This is a genomic window from Thermococcus chitonophagus, assembly GCF_002214605.1.
Lineage (GTDB): Archaea > Methanobacteriota_B > Thermococci > Thermococcales > Thermococcaceae > Pyrococcus > Pyrococcus chitonophagus.
In genome coordinates, this window is record NZ_CP015193.1 from 901,377 (window position 1) to 914,614 (window position 13,238).

The window sequence follows — 13,238 nt, forward strand, 5'->3', positions numbered from 1 at the left end:
TGGTGGGAAGGGATGGGAAAATTATTTGGTATTGAATATTTTGACAAAGATATAATTGAAGGAGGATTTCCAGATGGTTCAGTAATTCTAGTTGCGGGGGAGCCTGGATCTGGCAAAACGATATTCTCTGCAACTTTCTTATACAATGGTTTTGTGAAGTTTGGAGATAAAGGTATCTACATCTCTCTTAGCGAGACAAAGAGAGAGTTCTACGAGCAAATGAAGATGTTGGGGATGGACTTTGAGACGTTTGAAAAGGCAGGAGTTTTTAAGTTTATAGATCTTGTAACGGTTCCTGCTGAGACAGTACAAAAGGAGATAGAGCTTATAATGAATGAGATAATCAAATTCAAGCCAGATAGAATTGTGCTTGATTCGGTTACAGTAATTTCAAATCTCTTAGGGAGGGAGATGACGAGGACTTTCCTCCATACAATGTTAGGGCGGATAGTAAAAGCATACAATTCGACAGCTATTCTCATAGCTGAAAAGCCAATTGGAAAGGACAGCATTGGTTTTGGGGTGGAAGAATTTGTTGTCGATGGCGTAATATTCCTAAAAAGCAGGAAAGTTGGGGAAAACATTGTGAGAACAATCGAAGTTAGAAAAATGAGGAGAAGGAGGATAAAAAGGCCAGAATATGAGTATGCAATAACTGATTATGGAATTGAATTCTTTGCTGTCCCTGAGCTTAAGAGGGCAGAATATGAGGAACCAATTTGGGAGAAGATAACCACTGGAATAGAAAAACTTGATAAATTACTGGAAGGTGGAATATACCGGGGGTCTACTGTCCTTTTAGTTGGGATGACAGGAACAGGAAAGACAACATTTGCATTACACTTTGCTATTTCAAATGCCCTACAGGGAAGAAGAGTTGTGTATGTATCTTTTGAAGAACCTATAGATCAGCTCCTAAGAACTGCTCAAAACTATGGACTCAAAATATGGGAGGCTTTAGACTCAGGAAATTTGATATTACAGAGTTGGATCCCTGAAGCAACAACGCCTTTGCAACTTTTCATTAATATCAGGAATCTTATAGAGGAGTTTAAACCTGTTGCAGTGGTAATAGACAGTTTAAGTGCTCTTAGAGAACACATAGGCGATAGAGACATTTCAAAGGTTCTAAGATACCTCTCAATTCTCGCTAAATCCAAGAAAAGTGCTCTTTACTTTACACTTACTGACGAATCTAACTCCTCAATTGTTCCCTCAACGAATGCAAGCACCTTGGCAGACGTCATAATTTGGTTAAAGTACTTCATATCTGAGGGTAAACTCGAGAGGAGGCTTATAATAGTAAAGGCAAGGGGCTCTAATCATTCGAGGAAATTGCACAAGTACGACATCACGGACACTGGGGTGATTATCTATGAGTAAGGGACAGGAAATTCTTGTTAGAGCTCTAGCAAATGCATTAGACAAGGTCAGCCCAGGGCTAAAAGCAGTTCTTGAGACCCATTTGAGAGTCTCTCTTGGTGAAGGTTTGGAAGTTGCATATAGTGATCCGAAAAAGTTTAAAGAGGCTGTAGCTAAGTTATTTGGGGAGTATAGCTCAAGATTACTCGAAATGGTTGTTATTGATCAGGTTAAAGATGTCTTAGGAGGTTCTGAACCTCCAAATACACTAGAGGAGTTAGTGGAGATTCTTAAAGAAGTCTATGGTGAGTAGGTATGAGAGATCCACTATCAATAATTGCAGAGGCCGCTAAGAGACTTAGCCCAACCCTTATAACTCATGAGATAGGAAGTGACGTTGAGATTATTTTGTATAATCTTGCTAAAAAGATCAGAGCAAGTTATGAAAATTTTGTAGTTATCTCTTTCAATGATGCGTATGCTGCAGTAATGAGGTATCTCAGATCAATATTCAATGATGCTGACCAAGTATTTGGAGCTGATAGGCTGATATCCATCAATCCCTTTCTTGAAGAGGATTTAATGCCTGAAATAATAGTTGAAACATCTGACCCTGAGATTATAGCTGGGAGGATTGGAGAAGCAATAAAGGGTCTTGATAACTCTCTTTTCTTCGTTCTTGGTCTGGATCTTTATGGAGTAAGGCATAAGGGGGAATTACCCCTAATGATACCTGGCATAACAAAGGTTCTATCGAGAGCCCCAGGAAATAGCGTCGTAATGACCTTTAACACGAAAATGTTTCCCGAGAGCATACTTGAAATAGTTAACAGTTTTGCGCTGAATGTAGTCAGGCTTGAAGTCAAAGTTGTTGGAGTTTCAATAAAAAGGATCCTAACAATAATAAGAAGCCCATTCATGGAATACAATCTAAAGTCCTGGAGGTATGAGGTTACCAGAAATGCTGTAATATTCATTCCCGAGAAATAAAGGAGAGTATTCAAAAGAGAGCCCTGACAGTTTCTCTAATCTTTTCTTCATCTTCCTTTGTTGGCCTTCCCCTGCTTTCGATGGTTGCCATATGATCAAACTTACTCCTTGCAATCAGGGTCTCTATCTTCCTACCTGCCACACCGCCCCAGCCAAATGCTCCAACTATAAGGACTGGCTTCTCATAGTTAGCCTTGTCTAGTATTTCAAATAGGGCATATCTGATTCTGGGGTGTATATCTGCTTCAAACGTTGATGCTCCAATTACTATTGCCTCGGCAGTGGGGACCTCCCCAAGGATGTCGGCAACTGCTGGACTCTCTCTATCCGTAAATCTGTACACAATGGGCTTCTTTCCTAGCTTCTTTAGCTCGTCTATCACTATCTTCATTCTCTCCTCAACGAAGCCATACATAGAATCATAAATTACGAGAACTTTGTCCTTTTCAGGAATCCCAGCTCCTATCCGCTCGTAATGTTCAAATATTCTACTTGGGTTCTTTCTCCAGATAAGCCCGTGACCAGGAAGAATCATCTTGGCATTATCTATAATCCCGAGCTTCTTTAGCTTCTCAATATTCTGGACGATGTACTTGTGGTAGTGCCCGATAACAGTTACAACGTACTTAGTAACATATGGGAGGTACTCCTTTACAACTTCTTCGCTGGAATCATCTATCTCCTCTGGAATTGAGTAGCCCCCTCCTGCATCACAGCTGAATATAAGTTTGTCCTCAACCACGTATGTTATCATTGTATCGGGCCAGTGAAGCCACGGGACAGTTATGAATCTAAAAGTTCTATTCCCTATCTTGAGCTCCTCTCCATCTTTAACGACTTGGAAGTTCTTAACAACTTCTTTCCCATAGAAACCCTCCAAGAGGTTTCTTGCGAATGCAGTTCCTATAACTCTAGCCCTATATCCGTTTGCTTCGAGAACCTTAGGCAAAGCACCGCTGTGATCTGGTTCAGTATGGTGGACTATGATATGGGTTATCTCCCTGGGATCAACGAGCTTAGTTAGCTCCTCTAAAAACATATCTGCATAATCCTTCTTTACGGTGTCAAAGAGAACAACAGCGTCTTTGAGTTTCATTAGGTATGAATTGTAAGTTATACCCTCTGGAATATACCATGTTGCCTCAAAGTACTTTATTTCATCATCATTTATCCTTATGAGGTAGAGCTCAGGCTCATTAAGTATCTTCTTTACTAAGATTCCAGCCATATTACCACCTCAGAATGATTTGCCACATGTCATATAAAGTTTTCTGTGCTCACCTCATCATTACGATTTTCGAACCTATATAGTTTGATGATATTGCAGAAGCAATACTGTTCTATCCAGCGCTTTCTTGGCAAAGTTAAAGGATTTTTGATCTCATTTAACTTAGTTTGGAAGTATGTTCTCGAGGGTAATAATCTAACAACTGTTTTTAAAGAAGTTCCAAAATAAAGCAGTCTCACTTTATTTAACAGGGAATTTTGGCATATGTTCTAAAGCCAAGAGAATGACTTTTTAAATTATATCTTTCAGAGCTATTTTTATGAAGAAGGTTGCGGTAATTACTGGGGCTTCAAAGGGGATTGGTAGGGCGATAGCCAAAGCCCTGTCTGAAGAAGGATTTTCTCTTTCTTTGGGAGCTAGAAGTGTTAATCTCCTTAAAGAATTAGTAGAAGAATTGAACACGGAGGTTTTCTACTCTTATCTTGATGTTTCTGATCCTGTGAGCGTCAAAGAATTTGCCACTAATACTCTCAAAAAATTCAGGAACGTTGATGTTGTCATAGCGAATGCTGGAATAGGAATCCCAGGGAGACTCGATGAGATAAGCGAAGATGACTTTATGAGAACCATCCAAGTAAACTTACTGGGAGTCTGGAGGACAATAAAAGCATTCCTCCCCTCCCTAAAGGAAAGAAGGGGTGTTGCGATAGTTGTCACTTCAGATTTATCAACTAGGCTACTCCCTGGAAGCGGGGCTTATGTTGTGAGCAAATGGGGGGCTAGAGCTTTAGTGAGAACCTTCCAGCTTGAAAATCCTGAGGTCAGATTTTTGGAGCTCAGACCTGGAGCCGTTGACACTCACTTTTATGGCAAGCCTGGAAGAAAGAGAGAGGAAGGCTTCATGAAGCCGGAGGATGTTGCCGAAATAGTGAGGATGGTAGTGAAACTACCTACCCATGTTAGGGTTGAAGAGGTCATGTTCAGGTCAATTTACCAGGACCCCGTTTACTAACTAAACAGCTCTAAGCAGACGTTGCACTCCTTTGGATTTAGCGTTGGATCTATAAGGGAGTGGAAGTTACAGACGTATCCCTTACCTAGCATCTCCAAGGTTAGCTTTACCAGAGACTTGTGGATTTCGTACTCGCTGGGCCTCTCCTCTATTACCCACTCTGCTATCTCTTTGACTTTTTCATCTATGTCCTTGAATTGCTCGACGTCAATTAATGCTCCCCTGTCTTTCTTTAAGTACCTTGAAACGGCCGACTGGGTTATGTGTAAAAGTTCAGCTATCTCATCTTGCTTCAACCCTTTTTCCCTTAGAACTTGAACTAACCTCCTCCTTAAAGATGGGTAAACGTAGCGGGAAGCGACTTCGAAGGCTGAAACTTTCATGGTCGTAAATTATGACACGTGGTATATAAGGTTATTCCCTGAGCATATCGTTTATCAGCTTTATCGCGCACAGGTCTCCGCACATTGAGCACGCCTCAGTCTTTGTTGGCCTCTCCTTCCTTATTTCAATGAACTTTTCCTTATCCATGGCGAGCTCATATTGTTTGGCCCAATTCAGGCTTCCCCTTGCAACGCTCATTAGATAGTCCTTCCTGTAGTCCTCTTCGAACCTCGTGAGGTTTACTGCGTGGGCGGCGAGCTTCGTTGCGATAACTCCTTCCTTAACGTGCTCCACTGTGGGCAGGCCAAGGTGCTCGGCTGGTGTGACATAGCATAGGAAGTCCGCCCCGTTCAGGGCGGCTATTGCCCCTCCTATAGCTCCAGCTATGTGATCGTACCCGGGAAATATATCCGTCACGAGAGGCCCTAGGACGTAGACTGGAGCATTGTCCGTAGCTATTTTCATCAGCTTTATCTGGGCGGGGATCTGATCTATTGGGACGTGCCCCGGACCTTCAACCATCGTCTGAACTCCGACCTCCCTCGCCCTTCTAACGAGCCTTCCCAGTGTGTAGAGTTCCGCTACTTGTAGCTCATCTCCAGCATCTGGCAATCCCCCAGGTCTAAGCCCATCTCCCAAGCTTAAGACTACATCATACTCTTTGGCAAGCTCTAGTAGGTAGTTATAATCCTTGTAGAATGGGTTTTCTTCACCCCAGTGCAGTATCCACGCGGCTAAGAACGTTCCTCCCCTCGAAACCATTCCTACTACCCTTTTGACTCTCTTCATTTTTTCCACTACTTCTTTAGTAACTCCAACGTGAATCGTTGCAAAGTCGACACCATCCTTGAAGTGCTTCTCTACGGCCTTCCACATGTCCTCTTCACTCATTTCTATTATTGCCTTCCCTTTAGCCAGCATTTCCTCGGCTGCCTGATATATTGGAACTGTTCCAACTGGAACATTTACGGCCTTCATTATCTTTCTCCTTATTTCATCTAGATCTCCACCCGTCGAGAGATCCATTATAGTGTCCGCCCCATACTTAACGGCGATTTGAGCTTTCTTTATCTCCTCTTCCACGTTCACAATGTCCCTTGAAGTCCCTATGTTTGCGTTTATCTTTACCCTAACCCCTTGGCCAACTGCTACTGGCTCGACCCACTCATGAACTTTATTCCTGAATATAACGGTGTATCCCTTAGCTACGAGCTTTCTCAATTTTTCCGGGCTTATACCTTCCTTTTGAGCGATTTGCATCATTTCATCCGTGATTACACCTTTCTTTGCCTGCTCGATTTGCGTCATTTTTATCACCAAGTTTTTATTTTCGAGAACTTGGTAATCCAATAAGTATTAAAATCTTTGCCTAAAGAAAAGAGGATGTCAGAGAGATTTCCTCATAACTGCAGTTCCATACCCAACAAAGAGTACCCTGTCTGGATCCAAGGCCTTAACGACCTCAGGCCTGTGGGTAATTATTACCGCTGTTATTCCTGCTTCCCTTACAATTTCTGCAACCTTTCTTGCTACCCTCATTGCCGTTAGTGTGTCAAGATGAGCTGCGAACTCATCGATAAGTATTAAGTTTGGCTTTTCCGCGAGAAGGGACGCTATTTTGGCCCTCTCTTTCTGGCCCGTTGACAGCTCGGAGAACTTGGCCCTGTAAAGGACCGCATCACTTAACCCTGCTCTATTTAGCACTTCTACGGCAGCATTTAGATCCTTGATCTTTCTGTAGACGTGCTCTAGAATGCTTTCCGAGCCGAATTCTGGCTCAAACTCTCCAGGAATCATTACTGCAACCTTAACGTTATTTGGAACTTCGATTTTTCCACTAGTTGGCCTGTACTTCTCTTCCCAGTAACCTTTGACGGCCCCTAGGATTAGCCTAAGCAATGTTGTCTTACCGGCACCGCTTGCTCCTACAACTGCTATAACCTCTCCAGGCTTTATCTCGAAGTTTAGGTTCCTCAACACCGGCCTCTGAATTATTCTATGCCTAACCCCGAAAGCCTTCAACAACTCTTGAATTTCTTCTGGGAGGCCTTTTATGTCGAGCTCGCTCTCGAAGACCTTGCTTACATTCTTGAACACTATCGGACCCTTAAGCGGTTCCACTTTTCCGTAGCTTGGCTTCCAGAGAGGTTCCTTGGGAGCATAGGGATCTTCCTTAAAATATCTCTCTAGGTACTCCTTGGCCTCCTGGGTTAGGGGGTATATCAGGACGGGCCTTCCGCTCGCGGTTTCCCAGACGAACCTAAAGCCAACTTTCTCGAAGAATGGATTGTAGCGGGCCATTTGTGCTATTGTTTCCACAAAGTGCTTCTTCTTCCTCATCTCGGGTATTCTCCTCTCCGCGACCCATTCCAGTGCCGCTTTAACGCTTAACTGTCCAATGCCGTCCGAGCGGTAGTCTGGGTGAACAACGACTCTCGCAATCCTCGCTCCTGCTGTGTTGCTCTCTCTCAATGCCCTTTCTTTGGCCTTCTCCCATAACAGGGATCTGGCTATCTTCTTTGGGTACTTCTTCCTTAGCTCCATGAACAGTTCGTGCATTATCTTCTCCGGCCAGAAGCTTGGCTTTAACCAGTCTTCTGGAAACACCTTCTCCCTTATATTCTTCTCTATCTCCCCATTGGGTAGCCTCCTGTGCATTAGGGGTATCGGTGGATCTACCCTAACGTACGCCAGAATCCTGGGCTCGTACTCCTCCCTCTTAACGAGTTCAAGGAGGAGAAACCTTGAGGCTGGGGTGGAGCCCTTAATCTCTAATATGTGAACGTACTTGTCGGTTTTACACTTGGGGCATATCGGCTTAGTGTTTGCCTCGATTATTGTTCCGCACTTCTCACACCTCCACAGGGCCACTTTCTCCTTCTGGCTTGCGTAGTGGTACTGCTCGAGTTCAGCTATCGCCTCAAAATCGCTCTCGTACGTTGCCTCTCTCGCCCTTATTTCGTACTCATACAGTAGCTCGCCCGTTAGGGGGGAGTAGCGCTTTGCTTTGTACGTCTTCTCCCAAAGGGGCCAGACCTTTATCTTCTCTCTATTGTAGAACTTGTACAGCTCGTAATCGTTGAATTCTAGAATTTTTACTCCGTCCTTCTCCTTTGGCTCCTTCAGTGGCTTTATCTCAACTTCATCTCCCTCTATGAACCATTGGGCTATGCCGCTCATGTACAGCCTGTATACTCCCTCCTCTGTATCAACCTCGAGAACGCCGAACCAGCGGTGCTTAAACTTCGGTATCTTGCTTTCCCTAACCTTTCCTCTGATGAGCATGAAACCACCGAAAATATAGTTGAAGAAAAGTTAATAACGATTTCTAACAGGTAACGTGGATAACAGCTAAAACCTTCTTCTTGCCCCAGAGCTCTTCGACCAACTTCAAGGCCTCTGGAGTTGGTCTTTCTACTACCTCCTTTTCCTTCACTAGTTCCTTCGCCCCCGGGAGTAGGGAGAGCATCCCATATATTCCGGTACCTACTATTAGGACATCGAAGTCCTCCCTAAGGTATTCTTTAAGCTCCTCTGGATCAAATTTATGGCTCGTCCCGTGCTTTTTCTTGCTTATCTCCTTCTTCCTCCTCTCTATTCTGCCACTTGGATAGATGACTATGTCGTGGTTGTACTTTATCCCGTTTATTTCAACGCTCCCGAACTTCACCTCTCCGACTTTCATCGGGCTCAGCCTCCACCGGTCCCGGGCATCAGATACCCCAAAGGCCAATCTACATCATTGCCCTTTTATTCTTCTCTAATCTCTAAAATTGAGAAAGATAAGTCCTTCTCATAATGTTCTTGTGCTTTGTTTGTTTTTATTTTTATCTCTGCAATTCCGTAACTATTTTGTTGTACCTATTCTATCAACGCATTTCCAACTGTCCCATAGAGGAATGTACAAACACCAACTGTATGTCAAGTTATATTAAACAATAATACTGGAGAAATTCTTTGTATTATGATGAAAATTCAAAAGAAGAGCTTAGACATGATAAATTTTTATTATAGCCTCTGTTAATATTTTTGGTGATTTGGATGGTTAGAAATCTCGTTATTGATATAACAAAGAAACCAACACAAAATATTCCCCCAACAAATGAAATAGTTGAGGAAGCAATTACTGAATTGAATGTAGATGAGCTTCTTGACAAATTATTCGAGAAAGACGAGAGAGGAGAAGTTATAACTCCCTCAAGAATTGCAAAAATGCTTGAGGAAAAAGCATTCGAGATTTACAAAGAATATGAAAAACAAGTAAGGGAAGCTTATCTTTCAGCTAGGTATAGCAGAGAGAAACTTGAACAGTCTTTTCAACAGGCTCGATTCTCAAGAGGTGGAAAGACATTCGAGGTAATCTTTACAAAACTACTTGACAGGTTTGGAATTAGATATGAACACGACAGAATGATTAAAATCTACGGTTACATTACAGAAGGCGAAAAGCCTGATTTTATTATACCCTCTGTAAGGACTTTTCTCAATGACCCTTCTTCAGCAATATTAATAACAGTGAAAAGGAAGGTTAGAGAAAGATGGAGGGAGGCCGTTGGTGAAGCACAAATTCTAAGAAATAAGTTTGGAGACAAAATCAATTTTTGGTTCGTTGGGTTTGATGAGGAATTTACAGTATACTCAGCAATTGCAATGCTCGACAATGGAATTGACAGGGTCTATGTCATAGATGGTAGATATGACAGCCTCATTGAAGAACTTAAGCGGATATCCGACCCTAATTTTAATGAGGACAAATACATACAGAAAATCAGAAGATTCTCAGATATTTTTGATGACATAATACAATTCATGAATAAGCATGAAAATAAGAAAAGAGAAAAACAATTAACTCTTGTGTAATACAACAATGTTTTCCTCTGCCATCGTTTCGACAGTCTCTCCTTTTCTATTTGACGGTGAAACTCTGTGGGGCATTCTCTTATTTGGAATGGCTCTCACATATGTTACCTCATGTTCATAACCAAAACTTTCGAATATTTCGACATAAATTTCATCAGTTGGTATCCTTACCCCTTTTACTGTCCTGTTGGCAACGACAAAAACAACGTATCCTTCCTCATTTAGGAGTTCATCGAGGTTTTTACTGGCTTTATAGAAGTCTATGAAATATGAGAGTACCTCTCTTGCTCTCTTTTCATCCTTCTCTGCAATTAGGTGAATTACTTTATCAAGCTTTTCTGATGGGATAGAGTGTTTTAGCGACTTTGCAGGCTTTCCTCCAAGGGCTATTTTGTCTATTGCTCTTATCAATTTATAATCAAAGTCCATCCATTGGAGTGACAACCGAGAAAACTGCCCATAAGCAACAGTGGTCTTTGAATCGCCATAGGGAGGAGAAGTTAATATTAAATCAACGCCCTCAATGTCAGCTTTTTCAAGGACATTATGGTACATAGGCTTTGCGAAAGCAGTCTTATCTTTTGCTATATTATAAAATTCAGCCATTTTTAGGATATTCCTCTCTGCATACTTTACAAAGGTTTCATAGACATCTGGATTCCAGTCCTTTAATTTTTCCTCTGGAATCCTATATAATTTGTGTTCGCTGTTCCTTGTATTGCTCACATATCTAACAGTCTCGCTGAAAGCAACTTTGAAGAAATCTCTAATGTTTTCATCTTCAATCTTCCAAATTTCTTCTTTAACAATCACGAGATGTTTCGAGACACGTGGCTTAAACCAGTAGTCGATGTTGAAGTAGTTTGGAACTTCAACATCAAGTTGTCCTCTCTCAAATTGGTCGAGTTTCCTTCTAATGTTTTCTCTTAACTCTTTAAAGTACCTTTTCAATATCCTTGGGTCTATTGGCGTTGTTTTGACTTTTGAAAGTAAAATTGCAAGTGGATTGATGTCGAATCCATAGCTGTTTATATTCTTTATTTTCGCCTCGACTAAGACAGTTCCTGAACCGCAAAAGGGATCAAGAATGACCTTTGCATTCTTGCCCCAAAGCTTTATCGATTTTCTGGCAACTTGTGGTATCATCATAGCCGGATAAGAGTGTATTCCATGGGTTAAAATTTTAGTATTAGCTGTTGTGAAATCCCAACTCGGATCTCTAAATTTCTTCTCTCCAACTTTTTTCAATACAACTTGTGCGTTAATGAACTCATCAAGTGTCTTCATGTGATCACCTCTCAGCATACTGTTCAATTGTTGAAATAACCCTCTCCATGACTTCATCCCAACTCATTTTGTCATATAAGGCCCATTTTATGAAGTCGTCTGTGTGGAGTTTTAGTATCTTGAGGAATAACTGCCATCTAATGCCCATTTTCTTGAGTTCTGGCTTCCAATTATCCCAAAGAAATTTTTGGAGTTTATTAAATGACCATACAGCAAGAGAGTCATGGTCAATATTATTTGTTGAACCAAAATTTTGTCTTACATTCCTGATAAACTCTTTTATTTCGTAAGGTTCTTTAAGCTTTTGTAATCCCATGGCTATATCCCCCTACCGACATATCTGGATATCCCAATATTATAGATCCAAACAGAGGGATGTTTATATAAACATTTTTCGATCTAAATCCTTTAAGTCGAGCACCTCGGGAGTTTTACCATCTATTTCCTCTGCCATGAGCAGGAATTTCTTTTTCTTGGCGTTGAATGCTCCTGATTTCCTCTTGAGGTCTTCAAGAATACCCTCTACCTCTCTCCTCTTTTTAACCTAGACTAACATTTGTCCGTCTTTAAGCTCCAATACAGCATCCACCCCTCGCCCCTATCTGACTAAAATCTATTATTTTCGATATGAACATCTCCCTGACGAGTATCTCGAACATTTGACCGCAGTATTGGTCGATGATCCCATTTGAGATGTTTCCCTATCTAGTCCCGTATAGTTCATTAGCTTTCCCAGGGCCTCGTATCCCAGCGATAACTCTTTCAATATTGGCTTATATACCTGGGCTCTCCGTAGATAACTTCTACCTTTTAGAGGACTTTTTCCTTTATTGCCTCTTTAGGCTTGAGCCCTCTTGTTATGTCAAGGTAATAGGGGATCCCTCCGAAAATTGTGTATATTTTTACAATGTTTTCTATGCTCTCATCGGAAACGCCAAGTTCTCCTCCCGTGTACTTCATAGTTCTTTTCATCGTCCAATTAATGAACTGCACAGAATTAGGAACCGGTATCTTTAAGGTGCTCATCCCAGGCTCTTTGAAAAACGCTTAGGATTCCTGGGTTTAGGGGACATTAGGTACTGGAATTCGTCGAATGATCACGCAGATTCTTTCTCCCCTATTTTCTCGGCAAGATACTGGAACAACTTTCCAATGTCATTATATTTTCTCTTTTAAGAATTCCTTAAGAAGCATGTTTTCTAACTCTTCTCCTCCCATGGATGATTATTAGTTGGGCCTTATTCTCTTTCCATTTTCCTCTCAAGAAATTCGAGCTCTCTTTCTATTCACAAACATTGAACCACCTAGAAGAAAAATGGATATAGGAAAAGTATAATAACCTTGCTACATCAATCAATTGTTGCCTTCCTGAACTCTAGGGCAGCTATTCCAACGAACACTATCGCCAGCAGCCCCAGGACTAGCCAGTCAGTTGTTAGTGAAAACGTTGGCTGGATTCCTGCTAGGTAGTACCTTGCACCATCAACAGCATACGTTAGTGGATTTATCTTTGCCAGGTACTGCATCCATTCAGGCATGGTGCTTATCGGATAAAATGCCCCACTGAGGAATGTCATTGGGAGCATGAGCATGGTCACTATTATCTGGAAGCCCTCCATGGATGTCATCTTCATTGCTATTGCCATTCCAAGGCCGGAAACTGCTACGCCTACGAGGAATGCCAGTGCGAGCGTTGGCAAAACTCCCGAAACCTTTAGGTCGGCCATCGTGAAGCTCAGGGCTAGTATTATCATCCCTTGGATTAGGGCCATCAGAGCCCCTCCAATGCTCCTCCCTATTATTGCTTCAACCCTTGATGCTGGTGCCACAAGCAACTCCTTGAGAAATCCGAACTGCCTGTCCCATATCAGCGTTATCCCTTGCATAAAGCCCATGTTGAAGACCGTCATTGCAACTATTCCTGGGACTAGGTACGTCATGTAGTCAACTCCTCCAAAGATCATCTTGGCCCCAGGGAAGTTGAATGCGCCCGCCCATCCCTTTCCGAAGAATATGAGCCAGATAAGTGGATTTAGCAGTGAACCAATAACCCTCGCCTTTGAGCGTATGAACCTCTTAAGCTCCCTGTAGACCATTGTAGCGAGAACCCTCATC

Annotated in this window: 14 protein-coding genes; 5 read left to right on the top strand and 9 right to left on the bottom strand. The window is 42.1% G+C overall.

Annotation, left to right across the window (positions count from 1 at the left end; genetic code table 11):
* Positions 1 to 12 precede the first annotated feature (12 nt).
* The 3 genes from A3L04_RS05110 to A3L04_RS05120 are packed head-to-tail and all read left to right on the top strand — an operon-like array spanning position 13 to position 2,352.
* Positions 13 to 1,383 (top strand): ATPase domain-containing protein, encoded by a 1,371-nt coding sequence (locus A3L04_RS05110; RefSeq protein WP_068578602.1) that lies wholly within the window; start codon positions 13 to 15, stop codon positions 1,381 to 1,383.
* The gene (locus tag A3L04_RS05115) at positions 1,376 to 1,675 is read left to right on the top strand and encodes a NitrOD5 domain-containing protein (RefSeq protein ID WP_068578600.1); all 300 of its coding nucleotides are present in this window, start codon (positions 1,376 to 1,378) and stop codon (positions 1,673 to 1,675) included. Before A3L04_RS05110 ends, A3L04_RS05115 begins: the two co-directional genes overlap by 8 nt.
* Before the next feature lie 2 nt (positions 1,676 to 1,677).
* Entirely contained in the window at positions 1,678 to 2,352 is a 675-nt protein-coding gene (locus A3L04_RS05120) for a hypothetical protein (protein ID WP_068578598.1), read from the top strand.
* A 10-nt stretch (positions 2,353 to 2,362) separates the two neighbouring features.
* Here A3L04_RS05120 and A3L04_RS05125 read toward each other — a convergent pair whose 3' ends face one another.
* Positions 2,363 to 3,580 (bottom strand): FprA family A-type flavoprotein, encoded by a 1,218-nt coding sequence (locus A3L04_RS05125; protein ID WP_068578595.1) that lies wholly within the window; start codon positions 3,578 to 3,580, stop codon positions 2,363 to 2,365.
* Between the two features lie 319 nt (positions 3,581 to 3,899).
* Between A3L04_RS05125 and A3L04_RS05130 the strand changes: the two genes are divergently transcribed.
* Positions 3,900 to 4,592 (top strand): SDR family oxidoreductase, encoded by a 693-nt coding sequence (locus A3L04_RS05130; protein ID WP_068578593.1) that lies wholly within the window; start codon positions 3,900 to 3,902, stop codon positions 4,590 to 4,592.
* Here the strand turns inward: A3L04_RS05130 and A3L04_RS05135 are convergent.
* The 4 genes from A3L04_RS05135 to A3L04_RS05150 form a co-directional block, all read right to left on the bottom strand.
* On the bottom strand, positions 4,589 to 4,975 hold the full coding sequence (locus A3L04_RS05135) for a transcriptional regulator (RefSeq protein WP_068578591.1): 387 nt from the start codon (positions 4,973 to 4,975) through the stop codon (positions 4,589 to 4,591). The genes A3L04_RS05130 and A3L04_RS05135 overlap by 4 nt on opposite strands.
* 31 nt (positions 4,976 to 5,006) lie before the next feature.
* Entirely contained in the window at positions 5,007 to 6,284 is a 1,278-nt protein-coding gene (gene thiC, locus A3L04_RS05140; RefSeq protein ID WP_068578589.1) for a phosphomethylpyrimidine synthase ThiC, read from the bottom strand.
* A 78-nt stretch (positions 6,285 to 6,362) separates the two neighbouring features.
* Complete coding sequence (locus A3L04_RS05145; RefSeq protein WP_068578587.1) at positions 6,363 to 8,261, bottom strand: GNAT family N-acetyltransferase; 1,899 nt, start codon at positions 8,259 to 8,261, stop codon at positions 6,363 to 6,365.
* Between the two features lie 43 nt (positions 8,262 to 8,304).
* Complete coding sequence (locus A3L04_RS05150) at positions 8,305 to 8,661, bottom strand: Mth938-like domain-containing protein (RefSeq protein WP_068578585.1); 357 nt, start codon at positions 8,659 to 8,661, stop codon at positions 8,305 to 8,307.
* A 356-nt stretch (positions 8,662 to 9,017) separates the two neighbouring features.
* On the opposite strand from A3L04_RS05150, the gene A3L04_RS05155 reads away from it, so the two are divergent.
* A complete protein-coding gene (locus A3L04_RS05155; RefSeq protein WP_068578583.1) occupies positions 9,018 to 9,836 on the top strand; it encodes a type II restriction endonuclease in 819 nt (272 codons plus the stop codon).
* Here A3L04_RS05155 and A3L04_RS05160 read toward each other — a convergent pair.
* The 4 genes from A3L04_RS05160 to A3L04_RS05175 form a co-directional block, all read right to left on the bottom strand.
* Positions 9,822 to 11,123 (bottom strand): DNA methyltransferase, encoded by a 1,302-nt coding sequence (locus A3L04_RS05160; RefSeq protein ID WP_068578581.1) that lies wholly within the window; start codon positions 11,121 to 11,123, stop codon positions 9,822 to 9,824. The two genes, A3L04_RS05155 and A3L04_RS05160, sit on opposite strands and share 15 nt — an antisense overlap.
* 4 nt (positions 11,124 to 11,127) lie before the next feature.
* Positions 11,128 to 11,439 (bottom strand): hypothetical protein, encoded by a 312-nt coding sequence (locus A3L04_RS05165; RefSeq protein ID WP_068578580.1) that lies wholly within the window; start codon positions 11,437 to 11,439, stop codon positions 11,128 to 11,130.
* 494 nt (positions 11,440 to 11,933) lie between these two features.
* Positions 11,934 to 12,149 (bottom strand): hypothetical protein, encoded by a 216-nt coding sequence (locus tag A3L04_RS11250; RefSeq protein WP_157092439.1) that lies wholly within the window; start codon positions 12,147 to 12,149, stop codon positions 11,934 to 11,936.
* A 323-nt stretch (positions 12,150 to 12,472) separates the two neighbouring features.
* A complete protein-coding gene (locus tag A3L04_RS05175; protein ID WP_068578577.1) occupies positions 12,473 to 13,237 on the bottom strand; it encodes an ABC transporter permease in 765 nt (254 codons plus the stop codon).
* Position 13,238: the final 1 nt, after the last annotated feature.